This window comes from Bradyrhizobium sp. ARR65, from assembly GCF_000472385.1.
In the GTDB taxonomy this organism is placed as follows: domain Bacteria; phylum Pseudomonadota; class Alphaproteobacteria; order Rhizobiales; family Xanthobacteraceae; genus Bradyrhizobium.
The window spans coordinates 61,257-81,349 of record NZ_AWZU01000036.1 but is presented as its reverse complement, the minus strand read 5'-3'; the positions used below and the strand labels follow the sequence as shown (position 1 = coordinate 81,349).

Here is a 20,093-nt window from a genome sequence, read left to right as displayed (position 1 = left end):
TCGTGAAGAAAGGCTCGAACACGTGACTGAGCACCTCCTGAGCCATGCCCAAGCCCGAATCGCGCACTGAAAGGAGCACGTGAGGGCCCGCTCTGCCCTCCTCTTCGCAAGAGAGATCGTTGAGGTTTCGATCGATGTTTGCAGCCTCGATGANGAGTTTCCCGCCGTCCGGCATCGCATCTCGCGCGTTCACCGCAAGGTTAAGGAGGGCCGATTCCAATTCCGTCGGATCGACTTCCACCGGCCAGAGCTCCTCAGGCANGATTGTTCTGACGACGATTGTCTCTCCGAGAGTCCTTTGCAGCAGATCAGACNTACTCGAGACCAGTTGCTTCAAANCAACGAGACGAGATTGCAGCGGCTTTTGGCGCGCGAAGGTTAGCAGCTTCGCCGTGAGCGACGCCGCCTGGCGCGCTCCGCGAACGGCATTTTCGAGCGCATTTGCAAGCCGGATGTCCGCACTCCCGGTTATCCGCCTAGCGCTCTCCAGGTTTCCGAGAACGACCGTAAGGAGATTATTGAAGTCATGTGCGATCCCGGCGGTTAATCGACCGACCGCCTCCATTTTGGCAGCATGCCGCAGACGCTCCTCTATCGCCCGCCGGCCTGAAATGTCGCGAATGCTCGCAAGGCGCGCGGGGCGGCCATCCCAGGTCGTCTCGACCGTCCGGATTTCCGCGTCGACAAGTCGGCCACCGGGCTGGTGAACCGAGATTTCGGTCATATCGCCCACGACAAACGGTATGCCAATCGGCGAGCCGATCAGCGATCCGATAGGGCGGCCGAAGATCGCCTCCGAAGCCGGATTGGCAAACAGCACAATGCCCGATTCGTCGACGACAATGATGCCATCGGCATTCTTCTCAATGAGAAATCGGACCTCTGATTGGTCTATTGTCGGCTTTGTAGAAGGGCCGGCCATGCTCATGATTTCACCAATTGTGGCACTGGGACGTGTGAGCGAGCTAACCAACCTCATTCTTTGAAGACGTTCGGAGCTTCTTTGAAAGGTTCACCCAAATGCATGCCGGTGCCGTCTATCGTAAAGCGCCGAATTTCCTTGGCGTGCTCGCTCCCGCGCATTTTTAGTACCATCAGCCCACGATGCATGATCTCATGCTCCTGGATGTATCGCAGCAGAATGATCGAATCGGTCATAGTCGAAATGTGCTGCTCGCTTGCGCTTTCGCCGCCCACCAGAGACTTGCTGGTGGCAGTGCAGAGGCCGGCAATCTCGCGCTTCTTGATGAACGAGGTCAGGCTGATCAGGAATTCGCGGAAGCCGGTCTCAGGAGCAATTCGCTCCAGCGCGGAGAGACTGTCGACCGCAATGCGGTTAGGCTTGAACTCATCGACAAGTCCCTGAATGGTCAGCAGGTGATCAGGAAGCCCCTGTGCTTCAGGGTAGAGGCAGACGATCTTCAGCTTTCCCTCCGCCTCCATCCGCGCGAAATCGGCGCCCCAACCTGTAGCATTTCGGAAAAGCTGGCCCTTGCTCTCCTCGTACCCAAACAGAATGGCCCTTTCGCCAGCCGCAACACCGCCGGCCAGAAAATTCGTTACCAGAAGCGTCTTGCCAGTGCCTGTGGCTCCGCTCACGAGCGTTACGCTGTCCCGGAAGAAGCCACCTCCGCACATCTCGTCGATAGCTGCATTTCCGCTGGTTACTCTCACAGTGCTGGACTGTTGCTCGAGCCTGAGCGACGAGAGAGGAATGGCGACGACGCCCCGTCCTGCTAGCAATGTGAACGGCGCCTCGCCCTCAGCGTGATGGCTGCCCCGCATTTTGAGCACCTCGATGGTCCTTCGGCGCTTCTCTCGATAGAGGAGATTGCGCAGGATCACGACATTATCGGCGACGAATTCTTCGAGCCGGTGCCTCGTGATTTCCCCATATTCGCTGTTTCGCTCCGCGGTCATCAGTACCGTGAGGCCTGCCTTCTTTAGGGCCGTGCTGATGCGGAACAGTTCGCGCCGCAATATCTTGGGATCGCCGATGAAATGATCAAAAAGCTGGGTCAGCGAATCCAGCACTACGCGTTTGGCATTGACGGTCCTAACAGCGTGCTTGATGCGAGAAAGCAAACCCTCCAGATCGAAGTCGCCGACGACGAGCTCGTCCGTGATTGGTGGGCTGGCGTCGATGAAGGCGAGCCGTCCCTCCTTTCGCCATTTGGCCAGCTCCCAGCCGAACCCGCTCATGTTCGCCTCGATGTCGGCGGGCGGCTCCTCGAATGTCACCAGCACTCCATTTTCGTTGAATGTCTTGATGCCGTGGGTGAGAAATTGGGTGGCGAACACGGTCTTGCCGCTTCCCGGAGTTCCCCCGACGACCGTCGTTCGAGCGCGCGGAAGCCCACCCATGACCAGTTCATCGAACGCGTCGACGCCGGTCCTGACCCGCTCCAATACGCCGGGAATCTCCATGTCTTGGTCGCTATTTTGGGCGGTCATGCACTGTCTCCTTCATCAATTCCCAGAAATTCAAGGACACGTTTCGTATCGCTAAGGTCGCCGACGATGCGACGAGAGCGACTTGCGTCCTCATAGGAAAGGGTTGGGGTGGCGATGATGCCAGCCCGATCGGCAAGATCAGGGCGACTAAGCACATCAATAACCTCGACGTCCCAGCCCTTGCTACTGACTGAGGCACGAAGGCGATGAAGATTTTGCTGGGCGCGGCGTGAGCTCGCCGAGTCACCCGCAACGTAAAGACGTAGCACGAGCGGAGGAGCCACTGACACTGCCTCATCGTTTGGATCGCCGGGCCAATGCCAGAACCGATGGTGCCACTGCTCGCCCGACGGCGGCGTTCGGTGCTCAACAAGCCTGCGCTCCGAACGAACAACATGGTTCCCCGGAGCGCAAGAGAGAGAGAAATACTAGGGCTACTAGTAAGAGCTAATGCTCGGTTTGGTCGGATGGCGGACGCCGACGTCTCGTCACCGCCAACGCCTCGTGGGTGATCCCGCGCTCGCGCGCCCACAGGATTGCTGCGCTTCGCCGGTTGACACCGATCTTGCGGTACAAGGACGCAACGTGGTTGCGGATCGTGTTCTGGGAGAGCTGTAGTTGTTCGCTCATCTCCAGGTCGCTCTTTCCGCGGCAGATCAATCCAAGGATTTCGCGCTCGCGATCGGTAAGCATTTCAAGATCCGATACTGAAGCAGTCGATTGGGCGATACGAACACCCTTCAGCTTCTCGATGACGGCGCGAGCAAACGAAGTCGTGTCTGCCAATACGGACTCGATAGCCGACATGGTGTCGCGGTTTGGCTCCTCGGCCTCCTGGATGATGCAGATAGCGGTCGTTGAATCCGACAGCGTCAACACCTGAGCCGAAACGAAGCAATCGACGGTTTGGCCCGCCGACTTGCGAAGAGGCAGCTCAAGCGCCTTGAGACCTCCATCCAGGCGATCGCGTATTTTCTCATCAACCCAAATAACATTGCCATTGCCATCCACGACAATGACGCCATTCTTCAGCGCCGACACAATCCGCGTCCATCGCTCATTTTCGCACGCGTCATCGCTCACCATCCGGTCCATGGCCGGCTCCTCTGGTTTGCCGAGTCTTCGATTTGTGTGGGTCGTCTAAATAACGCGGGCAGTCGGAACTGGTTCCTACCCACTAACTGACTAGTAGGTATGGACTATCGGTCCGCTCCCGCCATGGAGCAGCTTTGCAGTTGCCAATACGGAGCGGCAGGCTGCTGGAAAGCCAAGCAGTCGCTCAAGGCATCAAGCGTGGCCGATCGTCAGCCGCCGATTCTCTGTCCAGCGGTCGCAGCTCTTCCACAGTATAGGTGGGGTTTTCAATCGGCCGCTATGCGATGTTCTGTCGGGGTTCGAGCCACCGGCGCGCTCGTTCCCCCGCTCCTTCGGCGTGATCGGCTTGCCGGCGCGCTTCTGGTTGATGAGTCGACCAGCGCGGTTTCGTAGTGGTCCTCGAACCTCTCGGGCTCGAACTGCCCCGACTTCTTCTCCACGATGTGCTTGGCGAGATGGAGCATATCCGATTATGAGCCAGATGGAGTTCAGTTTTCGCTCCGGCGGTCTCCGTTGTTCAAAGGCGGGACGCGAAGATATCGCTCCACCCGTCACGCAAAAATCCGGCCCGCTTCGCTGAGGTGATCTGCTGACCCCTACTATATCAATTTAGAGGGCAGTTTTCCTCTGTCTGTCTAACTGCCGTTCCGTCCACCCACCTACCCCTCCACCCTCCACCCCTTACAAAGCTTTCCACTCTGCGCTTTGCGCAGAGGACCGCTGCGAGAAGGGCCGAAACCACCACGATCGCTCGAATCCCTTGATGGGACTCTCCGCGCGCAGGAGCGTGAGATCGCGATGCTCACATGAGCAGGAATTCCGATCGCTTCCACCGAGCTGCTGCGGCACAACTGTGAAAATCCCGTACTGACGCAATAGCTGCCCCCCCGCAGCCATGAAATCATCTCGGCTGCCAGATCTGTTCGAACGATGAGTGTCGACAATAATCCCTGAAATCCGCGGCTCCCGACCGCCATTTCTTCCCGCCAAATTCGTTGATGGATGGCAACCTCGACCGAGGATCGCCGTTTCTTTCCCACCGCTCAAATTGTTTATCCAAACCGATGCGTATTCCCGAAATAAGCACGGGCCGCTCAAGAGCGCGCCTTATTTCAAATGGCGGGTCGAATATCGACAAACCTACTTTTGATTCATCGTTTATCCCGAGCGCCTCGCTCAGAACTGCGGGCCCATTGCAGAGATTCCGGTTACGTCTGGTGACGTCGTTGAGATACTCCGGTACAGCCCGATCTGTCTTCCTGTACCAGGAACAGCGACGGGTAAACATTTCATTGACATTGTGTGTAGGCACCGCCCGAATCAACACAGCGCTCCCGACACCCTTCGGCTCGCACACCAAATTCAAACAGGGCAATTGATCTGAAAAATAGTAGTAGAGACTGCCCGGTGAACCACACATCCGCTCGCTGCTCTTCGAGCGCGGAATTTCGGACGAGTCATCGAAAGAGTTACGTGCACCACCCGTGTGTACCAATCTCGGGCGGAAAAGCCTATGCCAATCAATGACGTATTGATTTTGTTGGACTTCTGTGTGTGCTGGCGGAGAGGGAGGGATTCGAACCCCCGATAGGCTTGCACCTATGCCGCATTTCGAGTGCGGTGCATTCAACCACTCTGCCACCTCTCCAGGCGCCAAACGGGGCTCGATGCCTCCGTGGTCGGGGCCGTGTAATAGGCGAGGATGGCGGGCCAGACAAGGCGGCCGGCAAGAAATTAGCGTTTTGGCTCCCTGATCCCAAGCTACCTGCCAAATCGCGGTTTTGCGGGCGTCGGCCAACCCGGCCCCAAAAAGGTGGGACCGCCATACGCAAGAACAAATTGGCGGTCCCATGCCGCCTCATTGAAATGCCCCCGTGCGAAGCGAGCCTCGCCTGGCGGCGTGATGCGACGCTTTCACGGTTAGCAGCGGTCGCAAGCGCGGCAACGCAATCCTGCTCTTAACCTCACCGATCAAGGTTACCGGCTGCCGGCTCAGCCCTTCCTGTCCCTTTTGTCCTTGTCGCCCCTGTCTTTATCGCCGTTCTTGCCGTTGGACTTCTTGCCATTGTCCTTGCGGCGGTTAGTAAAGCGCGCGTTGCCCAAGCCCGTACCGATGGTCAGCACGCCCCAGCGCTCGACATCCTGCATAAACGGCACCTCGGAGAGCCCCTGAACCACGCCGTCATTGTGCATCAGCACGCTGGTGTCGTTACCGCCGATCATGGGAATCCCCTCGACCAGACTCACCGGCAGGTTGAATTTCGGACCTTCCCAATTGCCGGGCAGGTTTTGCGCGCCCTTTTCGATCGAGCCATCCTCATTGATGACCCCGGGGCAAGCGATTCCGATGAAAGGCGCGAGTTTCAGCCCCTCCGCCTCCGCCGCGGCGATCAGGTCCTTCAGCAGTTTCGTGAGCCGTTTGACTGCCGTCTCACGCGACGGCTCGTCGCCGGCGTGCCGCCAAATCTCCGACTCCCACACGCAAGCCTTGGACAGGTCGGGCGCCTTGTTGGCGCGTGTCTCGACCACGCCGCACCGAATATTGGTGCCGCCAATATCGACGGCGAGAATGCTGTCATGGGCCTCGAAAATCCATGCCGGCGCGAGGTGCAATGCTCCAATGAGGCCGGCATCGTCGGGATCGTGGCGGATCGGCAGCAAATCGACGTTGAAGCCCTCCGATTTGAGGATGATATCGGTGCGCGCGATCGCCAGTTCCCCCAGGCGGCTTGCGCGAAAGCCGCCGCCCACCACGATGCGCTGGGTTCGCGCCCACGCCTTGGTCTTCAGGAGCCGCCGCGTCACATAGGCGAGTTCCTGCGCGAACTCCTCGATCGCACTGTGCACGATGGCAGATGCCTCGCTGTCATCGCCGACCAGCATATCATCCAGCGCCTTCTTGCTGATCTCCTCCGAAGGCTCCTTGCCGAATGGATCCTCACCGCTCCTGCGCAAAGGTTTGCGCCAGCGCTCCAGTATATCGCGGAACGCGCCCTTGCTGGCGCGGTCGCCCACGAAACCGTCCTCGTCCTTCAACTCGACGTTGAAACTGTCGACCTCGACCGCAGGTAGACGGCTTGCACCGTGGCTGGCGATATCCGTTGTTCCGGTGAGATCGTCGTTCATTGACGCCCTTGCCCTGATGACACCAGGACAACGGCGGCGGAACCGCTTTGGTTTCAAGCAGGCGGGCGCTGACGGGCTTTCGCCAGGTCGCTATCTAGCTCCGGACCTGTTTTGGCCCCAAATCCTTCATTTTGGACGGTTTTTGCCCTGGTTTGCCTTGACTCCGCGGCATGAGGGGCTATAAGACCCCGTCCGGCGCGGGATTCCTCGCGCCGCTTGTGTTTGCGCGGGAATTTGCCGAAGCCAGGCCTTGCCCGCGCGAAAGACATAAACCCTATCGCGACTGAACAAAAAGCCGGCCCGGGCAAGCCTGAGGCTGGGATCGAACACGAAGGAATTAAATGATGTTCGCAGTCATCAAAACCGGCGGCCGGCAGTACCGCGTCGCCCCTGATGATGTGCTCGAGATCGGCAAGATCGCGGGCGAAGTTGGCACGATCGTGCAGCTACCCGAGGTGCTGGTTCTGGGCGCCGACACGCCGGTGCTCGGCACGCCGACCGTGGCGGGCGCCTCCGTCGCGGCGGAAGTGTTGCAGCATAAGCGCGGCCCGAAAGTGATCGCGTTCAAGAAGCGCCGGCGCAAGAACTCACGCCGCAAACGCGGCTATCGCGACGAACTCACGGTGCTGCGCATCACCGAGATTCTCGCCGACAACGCCAAGCCCACGATTGGCGCGCGGCCGAGAAAGGCGAAGGCAGATCCCGCCGGCGAAGGCGCGGAGGCGGCAGCCGCGACAGAGTGAAGCGCAAAACTTTGCGTGACAAAAAGTGAAATGATTCCTTCAAGGAATTGATCTAGAGATCAGTTAGGTTTGGAGACTGAGCCATGGCTCACAAAAAAGCAGGCGGATCATCGCGTAACGGTCGCGATTCCAAGGGCAAGCGCCTTGGGATCAAGATTTTTGGCGGCGAACACGTGATTCCCGGCAACATCATTGCGCGTCAGCGCGGCACGACCTGGCACCCCGGCCTTAATGTCGGCATGGGCACCGATCATACCCTGTTCGCGAAAGTCGAGGGTCATGTCGAGTTCCACGCCAAAGGCAATGGCCGCACATTCGTATCGGTGCGCCCGATGACGGAGGCCGCGGCCGAATAGACGGTGGACAATATGAGTCCGCCGGCATCCTGACGAACCGGCGGAGCTCATCAAGGCTCCAAGGGGGAGGCGGGATACCGGCCTCCCCTTTTCATTTGCGCAGTTTCTTTGCGACTTACTGACGATGCCTTGAGGAGCCCGATATGCTGCAGGACATCCCGACCCCGACGACACGGCGCGAGGCGAGTCCTTGCGTCCTCGAGACCGAACGGCTGACATTGCGCCAGCCGACGCTCGCGGACGTAAAAGCGATCGCGCGCCTGGCCAACGACCGCCGCATCGCCGAAAATTCCCGCCACCTTCCGCACCCCTATTCCCAGGACCATGCGGTGGATTTCGTGCGCGCCGTGGCCGGTACGCGCGATGCCGCGTTCCTGATTGAAAACAATTTTATGCCCGTTGGCATGGCTGGCATCACCTGGCGCGAGCCGGAATTGCCCGAACTCGGCTACTGGCTCGGCGTCGAGCATTGGGGCCAGGGCTTCGCCACCGAAGCCGCCCGGGCGGTGATCGACTATTTCTTCGAGGAGTTTGATACCGATCACCTGTTCGCCGGCGCGCGCGTGACCAATCCCTCCTCGCGTAACGTGCTGGAGAAATGCGGCTTCCAGTGGTGCGGCGTGGAGCTGCACCGCTTCGAGGCGCTGGGATCGTCGACCCCCGTCGACCGTTTCCGTCTGGCCCGCGGCGTCTGGTCTTCGCTAAAGAGCTGGGTGAGCTCGACCCGCAGGGGGCGGTGAGGGTCGTGCGAAAGTAACCCAACGGAAGCTGCCGTCCCGGCAGAAAGCCGGGACGGCTTAGGCTGGAGGATTGATCGCCGCCTCTTCCCGCCCAAGCCTGCGCTCACGCAGGAAGATGTAGAGCCCGGCACCGATAATGATCGCCGCGCCCAGTATTGTCGCCGGCGACGGCACGTCGCCGAACACGATGATGCCGAACATCACGGCCCAGACGATCATCGAATATTGATAGGGCACGACGACGCTCGCCGGCGCGAGCTTGAGCGAGCGGTTGACGCAGAGCAGCGCGCACACCGAGATGACGCCGGCCACGGCGAACAGCACCAGGCTGCCAGCCGTCGGCGTTACCCAGCCGATCGGTGCGAGCGCCGCTCCAAGCATAAAGGTGCCGACGAATTGCGAGGTCGCCATCACGATATCGGGCGTTCGGCGGAGCGAGCGCGTGATCAGCATCAGCACGGCGAAGGAGAGACTTCCGCACAACGCGATCAGCGCCGGCCAACTGAAGCTCTGCGCGGAAGGGCGCAGCGCGATCAGCACCCCGGCAAAGCCGATCAGGATCGCGCTCCAGCGCCGCCAGCCGACATGCTCGCGCAGTACGAGCGCGGACAGCGCGGTGACGAAGATCGGACAGGCGAGATAATAGGTGACGACGTCGGCGAGCGGCAGGTAGACGGTGGCGAGAAAGAACGCGGCGACCTCGAACGTGGAGAGCACGACGCGAACGAGCTGCAGGTGCGGCCGCTCCAGCTGCACGAAGTCCCGCCGCTGCCGCCAGATCAGCGGCGCCAGCACCAGCAGTGCGGCACAGGCTCGCAGCCACAGCAACTGCCCGACCGAATAGGTCGCCACGATGAATTTCCCGGCCGCATCGCCAAAGGAGAACATGAACACCGCCAGCAGCATCAAGCCGATGCCGGCAAGGTGCGAGCTGCGCTCGTCCGCATGAGGCGAGATTTTTGCGAGCAGGGACATTTGAAACGTGGCGTTCCCGTCGTTCGTTGTCATGGCCGGACCTGATCCCGCCCTCCACGTCTTTGACGCAGTGCTCCTTATTAGAGACATGGGTGCTCGACACAACCCCGCGCCGGCGCAGCGGGACACATTGCCGCCATGTCGAAGCCGCGGTACCGAGTCTTCCTGGCGTGACAGGCGAGGAAACAGGAATGACCGACTTCAATCCGGCAACCCACCGCATGGTGCCCGAGCAGCGCTGGTTCGAGGATTTTGCGCTCGGCGAACGCTTCGTGCTGCCGGGCCGCACCATGACCAGCGCGGTATTCGCCGCGTTCCAGACCGCGAGCGGCGACACCCATCCGGTACACTACGACGTCGAATATTGCCGCGCCCGCGGCATGCCGAACCTGCTCGCGCACGGCTTTCACACCCTGATCCACACCGCGCCCGGCGCGGGGCTGTTTCCGTTTCTGGTCGAGGAATCGCTGATCGGATTCCTCGAGCAATCCAGCCGTTTCCTCAAACCTGTCTTTGCCGGCGACACGATCTACCCCGCGCTGGAAGTTGCGGAGCTCGCGCCCGGCCGTAGTACCGGCGTGGTGGGGTTGCGCAGCACGGTGTTCAACCAGCGCCGCGAGCTGGTGCTGGAGGGCCTGCAGAGATTCCTCATTCGGCGGCGGCCTGGCTAGAGCATGATGCGGAAAAGTGTGTGGCGGTTTTCCGAGAAGATCATGCTCAATCAAAGGGCTAAAGCGCGATGACGATTTAACCCAATCTCATCGCGCTTTAGCGTGGTATCGTCTTAACAACGGGCGGAAAATACCGGGTTCTCAGCCCTTCTTCGGGTTGCCGCGACCTCACGCCTGGCTTACCTAACGCTCATGAAGTTCCTCGACGAAGCAAAGGTCTATGTCCGCTCCGGCGACGGCGGCAACGGCTGCGTGGCGTTTCGCCGCGAGAAGTTCATCGAGTTCGGCGGGCCCTCCGGGGGCAATGGCGGGCGCGGCGGCGACGTCATCATCGAGACGGTCGACGGGCTGAACACGCTGATCGATTATCGCTATCAGCAGCATTTCAAGGCGCAGAAGGGCGAGAACGGCATGGGCAAGGACCGCCACGGCGCCAATGGCAAGCCCATCGTGCTCAAAGTGCCTGTCGGCACGCAGGTGTTCGACGAGGACCGGGAAACGCTGATCCACGACTTCACCAAGCTCGGCGAGAAATTCGTGCTCGCCCATGGCGGCAATGGCGGCTTCGGCAATGCGCATTTCAAGTCGCCCACCAACCGCGCACCGCGCCATGCCAATCCCGGCCAGCCAGGCGAGGAGCGCTGGATCTGGCTGCGGCTGAAGCTGATCGCGGATGCGGGCCTGGTCGGCCTGCCCAATGCCGGCAAATCGACCTTCCTTGCCGCGGTCAGCGGGGCGCGGCCCAAGATCGCCGACTATCCCTTCACCACGCTGCATCCGCAGCTTGGCGTGGTCAACGCGGACGGCCGCGAATTCGTGCTGGCCGATATCCCGGGCCTGATCGAAGGGGCGCATGAAGGCGCGGGTCTGGGCGACCGGTTTCTGGGCCACATCGAGCGCTGCCGCGTGCTCTTGCATCTGGTGGATGCAACATCCGAACATGCTGGCAAGGCTTACAAGACCGTGCGCGCGGAGCTCGAAGCCTATGGCGGCAATCTCGCCGACAAGGTCGAGATCGTCGCGCTCAACAAGATCGATGCGGTCGAGCCCGACGATCTGAAAAAGCAGAAGGATCGCTTGAAGCGCGCGGCGAAGAAGACCCCGCTGCTTTTGTCCGGCGCGACCGGTCACGGCGTCAGGGAGGCCCTGCGCGCGCTCGCTGACGTGATCGGCGACAAGCAGATCACAGCCAAGGCCAAGCGCGCCGCCGACGCCGAGCCGTGGAGCGCGTAACGTTCCCAGATGATTCAATCCGTCATTCCGGGGCCCGGGGACAGCGAGGGAACTTGGAATGAAATACGCGGAGTGCAACGCTTTCCACGCGAGCGGGGCGACTCACCTTGCGCTCGCAGACGTCCTGCTGCAAAAGCATGGCCATGGTCCGCCGTCCCCAGCTCAAGGATTTTCGTCGCGTCGTCGTCAAGGTCGGCTCCTCGCTCCTGATCGATTCCGATGCGGGCGAGGTGCGCGCGTCCTGGCTGTCGGCGCTCGCCGCCGACATCGCCAAGCTGCACGGCGACGGTCGCGACGTGCTGGTCGTCTCCTCCGGCTCGATCGCGCTCGGCCGCAGCCGGCTCAAGCTGCCGCGTGGCCCGTTGAAGCTCGAGGAAAGCCAGGCCACCGCCGCGGTGGGCCAGATCGCGCTCGCACGCATCTGGTCGGAGGTGCTGGGCGATCACGGGATCCGCGCAGGCCAGATCCTGGTCACGCTGCAGGACACCGAGGAGCGTCGACGTTACCTCAACGCGCGCTCGACCATCGGCAAGCTCCTGGAATGGCGCGCTGTCCCCATCATCAACGAGAATGACACGGTTGCCACCAACGAGATCCGCTACGGCGACAATGATCGCCTCGCTGCGCGCGTCGCCACCATGGCGAGCGCGGATCTCTTGATCCTGCTCTCCGATATCGACGGGCTGTACAACGCCCCACCGGCGCAAGATCCCAACGCGAAGCTCATTCCCGTGGTGGAAGCCGTCACCTCCGAGATCGAGGCGATGGCGGGGGACGCGGCTTCCGAACTGTCGCGCGGCGGAATGCGCACCAAGATCGAAGCGGCGAAGATCGCAACCACCGGCGGCACGCATATGTTGATCGCCTCGGGCAAGATCGAGCATCCGCTTGCCGCGATCGCCGACGGCGGCCGCTGCACCTGGTTCCTGACCCCCGCCAATCCCATCACCGCACGAAAGCGCTGGATCGCCGGCTCCCTGGAACCGAAGGGGACGCTGACCATCGATGCCGGGGCGGTTAGCGCGCTGCGGGCGGGCAAGAGCCTGCTGCCGGCCGGCGTGATCCGGGTCGAGGGCCAGTTCGCCCGCGGCGATGCGGTGGTGGTGCGCGGGCCGGACACCCATGAAATTGGCCGCGGGCTGGTGGCCTATGACGCCGAGGACGCCGATCGGATCAAGGGCCGCTCCTCCCCGGACGTGATGGCGATCTTAGGCATCAGCGGCCGGGCCGAAATGATCCACCGGGACGACCTCGTGGTCGGCCCGACCGGGCCCGCAAGCGGCAAATAGGCCATTGGCCCATCTTGCGAGGCGCCCCCGGAATGACGCACGGGCCGCTCGGCAGCCATACCAGTTCCCGGCCTCGCAAGCCCTCGATTTCCGTGCTAGGAGACGACGTTAATCTGGACTTGAACGGCCATGACCGCGCCCCTCAAGGCTGTCGACGGCAACGGCGACTTGCCCTCCCTGATGAACGATCTCGCGAGCCACGCCCGTGCGGCCGCACGCGTGCTGTCGCTGGCCCCGAGTGAGCAGAAGAATCGCGCGCTGGACGCGATGGAGCGTGCGATCCGCGCCAATGCGAAAGCAATTTTGGCGGCGAATGCCGAGGATGTGGCGGACATGCGCGCAAGCGGCGGGACGGCCGCCTTCATCGACCGCCTGACGCTGACAGAGGCGCGCATCGATGCGATGGCTGACGGCATCGCGACCGTCCGCGACATCCCCGATCCCGTCGGCGTCGTCACCGAAAATTGGCAACGCCCGAACGGCATGATCATCGAGCGCGTGCGCGTGCCGCTCGGCGTCGTCGGCGTGATCTTCGAAAGCCGCCCCAATGTCGCGGCCGACGCCGGCGTGCTGTGCCTGAAATCCGGCAATGCGGTGATCCTGCGCGGCGGCTCCGACAGTTTCAGGTCCTGCCGCGCCATTCATGATTGCCTGGTGCAGGGTCTGCGCGAGGCGGGCCTGCCGGAAGCTTGCATCACGCTGGTGCCGACCCGTGACCGCGCGGCGGTCGGCCTGTTGCTGACGGGATTGAACGGCACCGTCGACGTGATCGTGCCGCGTGGGGGAAAAAGCCTCGTCGCACGCGTCGAGCAGGAAGCGCGCGTGCCGGTGTTCGCGCATCTCGAAGGCGTCAACCACGTTTATGTCGATCACGCCGCTAATCTGGACATGGCGAAGAACATCGTACTGAACGCCAAGATGCGCCGCACCGGCGTCTGCGGCGCGGCCGAGACCTTGCTGGTCGATCGCGCGGGCGCGGCAAGCAATCTCAAGCCTCTCGTCGAAATGCTGATCGATGCCGGCTGCGAGGTGCGCGGCGATGAGGCCGTGCAGCGGGTTGATGCGCGGGTGAAGCCGGCTTCCGAGCAGGACTGGGATGCGGAATATCTCGACGCGATCATCGCGGCAAAGCTCGTCGACGGTGTCGACGGCGCGATCGCGCACATCCACAATCACGGCTCGCACCACACGGACGCGATCGTCACCGAAGATACGAAGACCGCGCAAAGATTCCTCAATGAGGTCGATTCGGCGATCGTGCTGCATAACGCTTCGACCCAATTCGCCGACGGCGGCGAATTCGGCTTCGGCGCCGAAATCGGCATCGCCACCGGCAAGTTTCACGCCCGCGGACCGGTCGGCGTCGAACAGCTCACGACCTTCAAATATCGCATCCATGGCAGCGGGCAGACGCGGCCGTGAGGTTTTTGTCCAGACGGGGCTGAGTTGAAGGAAGGTCCAGTCGCGTCGCTCTCCGTCGCGCAAGCGCTCCCGCCCTACAGCGACGGCATGCGCATCGGTCTGCTCGGCGGCTCGTTCAATCCGCCGCATCTCGCGCACCGCGCCATCAGTGAGTTCGCGCTGAAGCGATTGCGTCTCGATCGCGTCTGGTGGCTGGTGACGCCGGGGAACCCACTCAAGAATCAGCGCGCCCAAGCCAATCTGCAGGCGCGACTTGAGGCCGCGCGCGCCATCGCCGACGATCCGCGCATCCAGGTGAGCTGTCTCGAATCCGTCATCGGAACGCGCTACACTGACGACACCATCAATTTCCTGCGCCGCCGCGCTTCCGCTGTGCGTTTCGTATGGATCATGGGCGCCGACAACCTCGCGCAATTCCATCGCTGGCAGAACTGGCAGCGCATCGCGAGCCAAGTACCGATCGCGGTGATCGATCGACCGCCACAAAGTTTCCGTGCATTGGCCGCACCCGCAGCGCGGGCCTTGGCGCGCTATCGCCTGCCCGAAAGCGAAGCGAGCCGGCTCGCCGATCGTCGCCCGCCGGCCTGGATTTTCCTCACCGGCATGAAGCTCAAACTGTCCTCGACGGGCCTGCGGAACCCGGATGGGACCTGGAAGTAGGAGGAAGTAGGAGGAAGCAGGATCCAGTGTCGCACGCGGGATTGGCGACACTGGCATATTGAAACCCTTAACCCCACATGGGTAGTATGAAGGCGGGAGCTTCGGATTCGGTCTCCTGCGATACAGCGAAAGGAATGGTCCCTGGCGACACCTGTATTGTCCAAGTCTGTTTTACCCAAGGCTCAACGAACCGCGCGTAAAACATCGACCCAAGCTGCGGCCTTGACGGCGCAACCTGACGCCGACAAGACGCTGAAGACGATCCTCTCCCGCCTCGACGATATGAAGGCGGAAGAGACGGTCACCATCGACCTTCGCGGCAAATCGGCATATTCCGACTACATGATCGTCACCTCCGGCCGGGCCAACCGGCACGTCGGTGCGATCGCGGAGAATGTGGCCAAGGCCCTGAAGGAAACCGGCATCAAGAACATCCATGTCGAAGGCTTGCCCAATTGCGACTGGGTGCTGATCGATTCCGGCGACGTGATCTTGCACGTGTTCAGACCGGAGGTCCGTGAGTTCTACAATCTCGAGCGATTGTGGACGCAGGGGCCGTCGGGGGCGAAGGTCATCTAGCTGGTCGAGCCGATTTCGAATCGGCTGGTGCGCGTGTTAGCCTCGCGCGCATGCGGATGACTGTCATTGCCGTCGGCCGGCTGAAACAGGGTCCGGAGCGCGAGCTTGCCGAGCGCTACCGGAAACGCTTCGACGATATCGGCCGCAAGCTCGGCTTCCGCGGCCTCGACATTCATGAGATTCCCGAAAGCCGAGCCCGCGAGGCGGCGGCGCGCGTCGCCGAGGAGGCCGCTGCGATTGCCGCGGCCATCCCGGAAAACTCCGTGCTTGTCACCCTCGATGAACGGGGGGAGAATATCGACAGTCAAGGCTTGGCGGTTCGCTTGTCCCATTGGCGCGACCAATCTGTTCCGAGCACAGCCTTTGTGATCGGCGGCGCGGACGGACTTTCGCCCGAATTAAGCGCCAGGGGAAAACTTAAGATGGCGTTCGGGGCCGCGACTTGGCCGCATCAAATGGTACGGGTGATGCTCCTCGAGCAGCTTTACCGGGCGGCGACGATTTTGTCAGGACATCCCTACCATCGCGCGTAAGACGCGCCACAACGGCTTTCGGAACTTATGCAGCGCGCGCGGCCCTTTGCTTCCTATCATGACACCGTTGGTCGCGGTGCCGTCGCCTCGCTGCCGCTGTCTTTCCTGTTATTGTCTGGATTGATCAACGCGCCGCCTGCAGCGGCGCAGACGCCGGCGCCGGCTTCTCAAACCGCCGCCGTATCCCCCGATGCAATCAAGCAGCGCGAGCAGGAACTCGAGGCTGCCAGGGTCGAGCAGAGCCGCGCGGCCGAGACGCAGGCCAAGCTTAAGGCCGACATCGCCGCCATCGGCCAGGACCGCAGCAAGCTCAACCAGCAGCTGATCGATAGCGCCGCGCAGGTGCGCGAGCTCGAGGGTCGAATGGCCGACGCGGAGACGCGGCTGCATTCGCTCGATGGCCGCGAGCAGCAGATCCGCGGCTCGCTCGATTCGCGCCGCTCCGAGATCGTCGAAGTGCTGGCCGCCCTGCAACGTGCAGGCCGACGCACGCCGCCGGCGCTGCTCGTCCGTCCCGAGGACGCGCTGCAGTCGCTGCGCACCGCGATCCTGCTGGGCGCCGTCGTGCCGGAACTGCGCACGCGCGCCGAAAGACTGGCCGGTGAACTCGGCGATCTCGTCGCCGTCCGCAAGTCGATCGCAAGCGAACGCGATCAGCTCGCTTCCGACCGCGACAAGCTGAAGAACGACCAGACGCGGCTTGCGGCGCTGATCGACGAACGCCAGCGCCAGCAGGCGACGATGGAAAAGGACATGGAGGCCGAGAGCGCCCGCGCGATCACGCTCGCCAAGCAGGTCGACAGCCTGCAGGGTTTGATCGCGAAGATGGAGCAGGAGGTCAAGGCCGCCGCCAAGGCAGCCGCGACCGCCAACCAGCAGGGCACGCCGGGCGGAGCGCCCGACCCGGCCGCGCTGAAAAATCCCAGGCGGACCAGCCCGGCCATTGCCTTCGCCTCGGCCAAGGGCCTGTTGGCATTTCCGGTGAACGGCACCAGGATTCGCGAATATGGCAGTTCCGATGGGGCTGGCGGCATAGAAAAAGGCATTTCTTTGGCAACACGGCCGGGCGCGCAGGTCACAACGCCGTGCGACGGCTGGGTGGTTTATGCCGGGCCATTCCGCTCCTATGGTCAACTCTTGATCCTCAATGCCGGTGGCGGATATCATGTGCTGATCGCCGGGATGGAGCGCATTTCGGTCAATATCGGGCAGTTTGTTCTGACAGGGGAGCCGGTCGCGACCATGGGGACGACGTCCCAGGTGGCGTCGATCTTCGCACCCAACGTGAGTCAACCCGTGCTCTATGTCGAGTTCCGTAAGGACGGCACTCCAATTGATCCAGGCCCATGGTGGGCCGCAAAAGAAGGCGAAAAGGTTCGCGGATGATGCGCAAGACTTCAGTAGTTCTCCTCAGCGCTGCCACTGGCGCGGCATTGACGTTGTTCGTGACCCAGCCGCGCGCGGTGCTGATGGGATCAAGCGCCAGGGCGGCGACCGCCGATACCTATCGCCAGCTCAACCTGTTCGGCGACGTGTTCGAACGGGTGCGCAGCGACTATGTCGAGAAGCCCGACGACAGCAAACTCGTGGAATCCGCGATCAGTGGCATGCTCTCCGGCCTCGATCCGCACTCGAGCTACATGGACGCCAAGAGCTTCCGCGACATGCAGGTGCAGACCCGCGGCGAGTTCGGCGGGCTCGGCATCGAGGTCACGATGGAAGACGGCCTGATCAAGGTGGTCTCGCCGATCGACGATACGCCCGCATCGCGGGCCGGCATCCTCGCCAATGACATCATCACCCAGCTCGACGACGAGCAAGTGCAGGGCCTCACCCTCAACCAGGCGGTTGAGAAGATGCGCGGGCCGGTTAACACCAAGATCAAGCTCAAGATCATCCGCAAGGGTGTCGATAATCCGATCGACGTCACCCTGATGCGCGACAACATCCGCGTCCGCTCGGTCCGCTCGCGCATCGAGGCCGATGACATCGGCTACATCCGCATTACCACCTTCAACGAGCAAACCACCGAGGGCCTGAAGAAGAGCATCGCCGACCTGCAGAACCAGCTCGGCGACAGGATGAAGGGCTATATCCTCGACCTGCGCAACAATCCGGGCGGCCTGCTCGAAGAGGCCGTCACCGTCTCCGACGCGTTCCTGGAGCGCGGCGAGATCGTCTCCACCCGCGGCCGCAACCCGGAAGAGACCCAGCGCCGTTCCGCCCATCCGGGCGACCTGACCAAGGGCAAGCCCGTGATCGTGCTGATCAACGGCGGCTCGGCCTCGGCCTCCGAAATCGTTGCCGGCGCCTTGCAGGACCACAAGCGCGCCACGCTGGTCGGCACCCGCTCCTTCGGCAAGGGCTCGGTGCAGACGATCATTCCGCTCGGCAGCGGCAATGGCGCGCTGCGGCTGACCACAGCCCGCTACTACACGCCGTCCGGCAAATCGATCCAGGCCAAGGGCATCGTTCCCGATATCGAGGTGCTGCAGGACGTGCCGGACGAGCTGAAATCGCGGACCGATACCAAGGGCGAAGCCTCGCTGCGTGGGCATCTGAAGTCCGATGGTGACGAGAAGACCGGCTCGCAATCCTACGTCCCGCCGGACGCCAAGGACGACAAGGCGCTGAAGATGGCCGATGACCTACTGCACGGAATCAGGTCCACGGAGAGCACGGTAAGCGCAAGGACTGCCCCACCGTCGCCCAGCGACAACAAGACTGCGGCCGACAAGCCGGCGGCCAATTGATCCGCTAAAGCATTGATTTCGAAAAGGGCGGCCCGCAAGGCCGCCCTTTTTGCTGCGGCCAGCGGATGGCGGTCAGGCGCGATGACGTGCGGCTGGGCTCCAGCCTCGGGGTGATGCGGCTTTGGCCTGCCGTGGTATCGTCGCTTCGATTGATTCGGGAAGCTTCATGGCAGAGACGGTTGACGATCTGAGCGCCCCGCTTGGACAAAACACGGCGCGCCGCAGGCGCCGATTGCGGCTACCGTTCACGGCAACTCAGGCGCTCGCGGTGCTGCTGGGCCTGTTTCTCGTCGCCTTCGCCGGCTTTGCCATCTTCAACGACGATCCGCTCGGCGGCGAGCCGGTCGCCCACATCGCACTGCCCCAGAGCGGCGAAGGCAACGCCGCAGCGGTAAAACCGCCGGCATCATCGAGCGCAGGCGCCGAGCAAGGCGCAAAAGCTCCGGCGAAGGAGAACGCAAGCGGCGAACAGAAGACGATCACCATCATCGATGGCTCGAGCGGCGCCCGCCATGATGTGGTGATCCCCGGGGAAGGCAGCTCTGAGAAGGGTCAGAGCGACGCTGCCCCCGCCATGACCGGGATCGATCCCCGGCTCCTGGAAAAATCCCGCTATGGCATGATTCCGGTGGTTGCCGACGGCCTCAAGCCGTTCGCGGTCTACGCGGCCGACGCCGATCGGGCCAAGGCGGCCAAGATGCCGGTGGTCTCGATCGTGATCGGCGGGCTCGGCGTCGGCGCCGCCAAGACCACCGACGCGATCATGAAGCTGCCGGGCGCGGTCACGCTCGCCTTCACACCCTACGGTGCCGATCCCGGCAAGCTCGCCGAGCGGGCACGCGCACAGCGCCACGAGATCCTGCTTCAAATACCAATGGAGCCTTACGACTATCCTGACAATGATCCGGGACCGCAAACCCTGCTCACGACGCTCGGACCTGAGCAGAATCTCGACCGGCTCTATTGGCATTTGAGCCGCCTGCAGGGCTATGCCGGCATCGCCAATTTCATGGGCGCACGTTTCGTCGCGACCGATTCGGTGATGCAGCCGATCCTGCGCGAAGCCGGCAAGCGGGGCCTTGGCTTTTTCGACGACGGCGCGGCACCGCGCAGCGTGGCGTCGGCGACCGCGAGCGCGCAAGCCATGCCCTTCGGCAAGGGCGACCTCACCATCGATGCCGTGCCGACCTCGGGCGAGATCGACCGCGCGCTGGCCAAGCTGGAAGAGATCGCCAAGGCGCGCGGCTACGCCATCGGCACCGCGTCTGCGCTGCCGGTCTCGATCGAGCGCATCGGCAACTGGATCAAGGGCCTGGAGGGTCACGGCGTGATGCTGGTGCCATTGACAACGGCGATGCTGAAATCAAAATCGAGCTAGAGCATGATCCGGAGGGCTGCATTGGCGCAAAGTGGAAACTGGTTTTCCCTCGCGACAAGGCGGAACGCGTTCCCGCAGCGACCATG

21 protein-coding genes, 1 tRNA gene and 1 pseudogene are annotated in these 20,093 nt (G+C 62.4%); 14 read left to right on the top strand and 9 right to left on the bottom strand.

Annotated features, from left to right (window positions below):
* Nucleotides 1-823: histidine kinase dimerization/phospho-acceptor domain-containing protein (locus F758_RS53420; RefSeq protein ID WP_502689191.1), on the bottom strand; the 823-nt coding region annotated here is incomplete at its 3' end.
* On the opposite strand from F758_RS53420, the gene F758_RS52105 reads away from it, so the two are divergent.
* Nucleotides 744-986 (top strand): hypothetical protein, encoded by a 243-nt coding sequence (locus tag F758_RS52105; protein ID WP_245286624.1) that lies wholly within the window; start codon nt 744-746, stop codon nt 984-986. The genes F758_RS53420 and F758_RS52105 overlap by 80 nt on opposite strands.
* On the opposite strand, the gene kaiC is transcribed toward F758_RS52105, so the two are convergent.
* The 7 genes and pseudogenes from kaiC to F758_RS0130510 all read right to left on the bottom strand — a co-directional run bounded on the left by kaiC (nt 976) and on the right by F758_RS0130510 (nt 6,675).
* Nucleotides 976-2,454 (bottom strand): circadian clock protein KaiC, encoded by a 1,479-nt coding sequence (gene kaiC, locus F758_RS0130530; protein WP_024511464.1) that lies wholly within the window; start codon nt 2,452-2,454, stop codon nt 976-978. The two genes, F758_RS52105 and kaiC, sit on opposite strands and share 11 nt — an antisense overlap.
* On the bottom strand, nt 2,451-2,723 hold the full coding sequence (locus F758_RS53415) for a circadian clock KaiB family protein (RefSeq protein ID WP_502689190.1): 273 nt from the start codon (nt 2,721-2,723) through the stop codon (nt 2,451-2,453). The genes kaiC and F758_RS53415 overlap by 4 nt, the downstream gene beginning before the upstream one ends.
* A gap of 178 nt (nt 2,724-2,901) precedes the next feature.
* Entirely contained in the window at nt 2,902-3,549 is a 648-nt protein-coding gene (locus F758_RS0130520) for a response regulator transcription factor (protein WP_024511462.1), read from the bottom strand.
* A 318-nt stretch (nt 3,550-3,867) separates the two neighbouring features.
* Nucleotides 3,868-4,016 (bottom strand): annotated as a pseudogene (locus tag F758_RS52100) (non-homologous end joining protein Ku); the annotation flags it as partial.
* A gap of 434 nt (nt 4,017-4,450) precedes the next feature.
* Nucleotides 4,451-5,044, bottom strand: coding sequence for a DNA-3-methyladenine glycosylase (locus F758_RS53410; protein WP_198026594.1), 594 nt, complete (start codon nt 5,042-5,044; stop codon nt 4,451-4,453).
* Nucleotides 5,045-5,107: 63 nt separating this feature from the next.
* Nucleotides 5,108-5,197 (bottom strand) — tRNA-Ser (locus F758_RS0130515).
* A 344-nt stretch (nt 5,198-5,541) separates the two neighbouring features.
* On the bottom strand, nt 5,542-6,675 hold the full coding sequence (locus F758_RS0130510; protein WP_024511461.1) for an ROK family protein: 1,134 nt from the start codon (nt 6,673-6,675) through the stop codon (nt 5,542-5,544).
* 344 nt (nt 6,676-7,019) lie between these two features.
* Between F758_RS0130510 and rplU the strand changes: the two genes are divergently transcribed.
* The 3 genes from rplU to F758_RS0130495 all read left to right on the top strand — a co-directional run bounded on the left by rplU (nt 7,020) and on the right by F758_RS0130495 (nt 8,514).
* Nucleotides 7,020-7,418: a 50S ribosomal protein L21 gene (gene rplU, locus F758_RS0130505; protein WP_024511460.1), complete on the top strand. Its 399-nt coding sequence runs from the start codon at nt 7,020-7,022 to the stop codon at nt 7,416-7,418.
* 83 nt (nt 7,419-7,501) lie between these two features.
* Nucleotides 7,502-7,774: a 50S ribosomal protein L27 gene (rpmA, locus tag F758_RS0130500; protein WP_024511459.1), complete on the top strand. Its 273-nt coding sequence runs from the start codon at nt 7,502-7,504 to the stop codon at nt 7,772-7,774.
* A gap of 143 nt (nt 7,775-7,917) precedes the next feature.
* Nucleotides 7,918-8,514 (top strand): GNAT family N-acetyltransferase, encoded by a 597-nt coding sequence (locus F758_RS0130495; protein WP_024511458.1) that lies wholly within the window; start codon nt 7,918-7,920, stop codon nt 8,512-8,514.
* Nucleotides 8,515-8,571: 57 nt separating this feature from the next.
* On the opposite strand, the gene F758_RS0130490 is transcribed toward F758_RS0130495, so the two are convergent.
* Nucleotides 8,572-9,489, bottom strand: a complete 918-nt coding sequence (locus F758_RS0130490) for a DMT family transporter (protein WP_024511457.1) — start codon at nt 9,487-9,489, stop codon at nt 8,572-8,574.
* Between the two features lie 191 nt (nt 9,490-9,680).
* On the opposite strand from F758_RS0130490, the gene F758_RS0130485 reads away from it, so the two are divergent.
* The 10 genes from F758_RS0130485 (at nt 9,681) to F758_RS0130440 (ending at nt 20,007) form a co-directional block, all read left to right on the top strand.
* Complete coding sequence (locus F758_RS0130485; protein ID WP_024511456.1) at nt 9,681-10,160, top strand: MaoC family dehydratase; 480 nt, start codon at nt 9,681-9,683, stop codon at nt 10,158-10,160.
* A 192-nt stretch (nt 10,161-10,352) separates the two neighbouring features.
* Complete coding sequence (gene obgE, locus F758_RS0130480; protein ID WP_024511455.1) at nt 10,353-11,393, top strand: GTPase ObgE; 1,041 nt, start codon at nt 10,353-10,355, stop codon at nt 11,391-11,393.
* Between the two features lie 143 nt (nt 11,394-11,536).
* Nucleotides 11,537-12,682, top strand: coding sequence for a glutamate 5-kinase (gene proB, locus F758_RS0130475; protein ID WP_051387073.1), 1,146 nt, complete (start codon nt 11,537-11,539; stop codon nt 12,680-12,682).
* Nucleotides 12,683-12,811: 129 nt separating this feature from the next.
* Nucleotides 12,812-14,104 (top strand): glutamate-5-semialdehyde dehydrogenase, encoded by a 1,293-nt coding sequence (locus tag F758_RS0130470; protein WP_024511453.1) that lies wholly within the window; start codon nt 12,812-12,814, stop codon nt 14,102-14,104.
* Between the two features lie 24 nt (nt 14,105-14,128).
* Complete coding sequence (locus F758_RS0130465) at nt 14,129-14,764, top strand: nicotinate-nucleotide adenylyltransferase (protein ID WP_035723543.1); 636 nt, start codon at nt 14,129-14,131, stop codon at nt 14,762-14,764.
* 222 nt (nt 14,765-14,986) lie between these two features.
* Complete coding sequence (rsfS, locus tag F758_RS0130460) at nt 14,987-15,343, top strand: ribosome silencing factor (RefSeq protein WP_024511451.1); 357 nt, start codon at nt 14,987-14,989, stop codon at nt 15,341-15,343.
* Nucleotides 15,344-15,393: 50 nt separating this feature from the next.
* Nucleotides 15,394-15,876 carry a 23S rRNA (pseudouridine(1915)-N(3))-methyltransferase RlmH gene (gene rlmH / locus F758_RS0130455; RefSeq protein ID WP_024511450.1) on the top strand — a complete coding sequence of 161 codons (483 nt, stop codon included), beginning with the start codon at nt 15,394-15,396 and terminating at the stop codon, nt 15,874-15,876.
* Between the two features lie 27 nt (nt 15,877-15,903).
* The gene (locus F758_RS0130450; protein ID WP_024511449.1) at nt 15,904-17,262 is read left to right on the top strand and encodes a murein hydrolase activator EnvC family protein; all 1,359 of its coding nucleotides are present in this window, start codon (nt 15,904-15,906) and stop codon (nt 17,260-17,262) included.
* Complete coding sequence (locus tag F758_RS0130445; protein WP_024511448.1) at nt 17,259-18,629, top strand: S41 family peptidase; 1,371 nt, start codon at nt 17,259-17,261, stop codon at nt 18,627-18,629. Before F758_RS0130450 ends, F758_RS0130445 begins: the two co-directional genes overlap by 4 nt.
* Nucleotides 18,630-18,795: 166 nt before the next feature.
* Nucleotides 18,796-20,007, top strand: coding sequence for a divergent polysaccharide deacetylase family protein (locus F758_RS0130440; protein ID WP_024511447.1), 1,212 nt, complete (start codon nt 18,796-18,798; stop codon nt 20,005-20,007).
* The last annotated feature ends 86 nt before the right edge of the window (nt 20,008-20,093 follow it).

Coding starts and splice junctions, on each gene's coding strand:
- F758_RS0130510 (WP_024511461.1), bottom strand. CDS start 6,675: ATGAACGACGATCTCACCGGAACAACGGATATCGCCAGCCACGGTGCA.
- F758_RS0130520 (WP_024511462.1), bottom strand. CDS start 3,549: ATGGACCGGATGGTGAGCGATGACGCGTGCGAAAATGAGCGATGGACG.
- F758_RS0130440 (WP_024511447.1), top strand. CDS start 18,796: ATGGCAGAGACGGTTGACGATCTGAGCGCCCCGCTTGGACAAAACACG.
- F758_RS0130495 (WP_024511458.1), top strand. CDS start 7,918: ATGCTGCAGGACATCCCGACCCCGACGACACGGCGCGAGGCGAGTCCT.
- F758_RS0130490 (WP_024511457.1), bottom strand. CDS start 9,489: ATGTCCCTGCTCGCAAAAATCTCGCCTCATGCGGACGAGCGCAGCTCG.
- rlmH (WP_024511450.1), top strand. CDS start 15,394: ATGCGGATGACTGTCATTGCCGTCGGCCGGCTGAAACAGGGTCCGGAG.
- rplU (WP_024511460.1), top strand. CDS start 7,020: ATGTTCGCAGTCATCAAAACCGGCGGCCGGCAGTACCGCGTCGCCCCT.
- proB (WP_051387073.1), top strand. CDS start 11,537: ATGGTCCGCCGTCCCCAGCTCAAGGATTTTCGTCGCGTCGTCGTCAAG.
- F758_RS0130470 (WP_024511453.1), top strand. CDS start 12,812: ATGACCGCGCCCCTCAAGGCTGTCGACGGCAACGGCGACTTGCCCTCC.
- F758_RS52105 (WP_245286624.1), top strand. CDS start 744: ATGCCAATCGGCGAGCCGATCAGCGATCCGATAGGGCGGCCGAAGATC.
- F758_RS0130445 (WP_024511448.1), top strand. CDS start 17,259: ATGATGCGCAAGACTTCAGTAGTTCTCCTCAGCGCTGCCACTGGCGCG.
- obgE (WP_024511455.1), top strand. CDS start 10,353: ATGAAGTTCCTCGACGAAGCAAAGGTCTATGTCCGCTCCGGCGACGGC.
- rpmA (WP_024511459.1), top strand. CDS start 7,502: ATGGCTCACAAAAAAGCAGGCGGATCATCGCGTAACGGTCGCGATTCC.
- F758_RS0130485 (WP_024511456.1), top strand. CDS start 9,681: ATGACCGACTTCAATCCGGCAACCCACCGCATGGTGCCCGAGCAGCGC.
- F758_RS0130450 (WP_024511449.1), top strand. CDS start 15,904: ATGCAGCGCGCGCGGCCCTTTGCTTCCTATCATGACACCGTTGGTCGC.
- kaiC (WP_024511464.1), bottom strand. CDS start 2,454: ATGACCGCCCAAAATAGCGACCAAGACATGGAGATTCCCGGCGTATTG.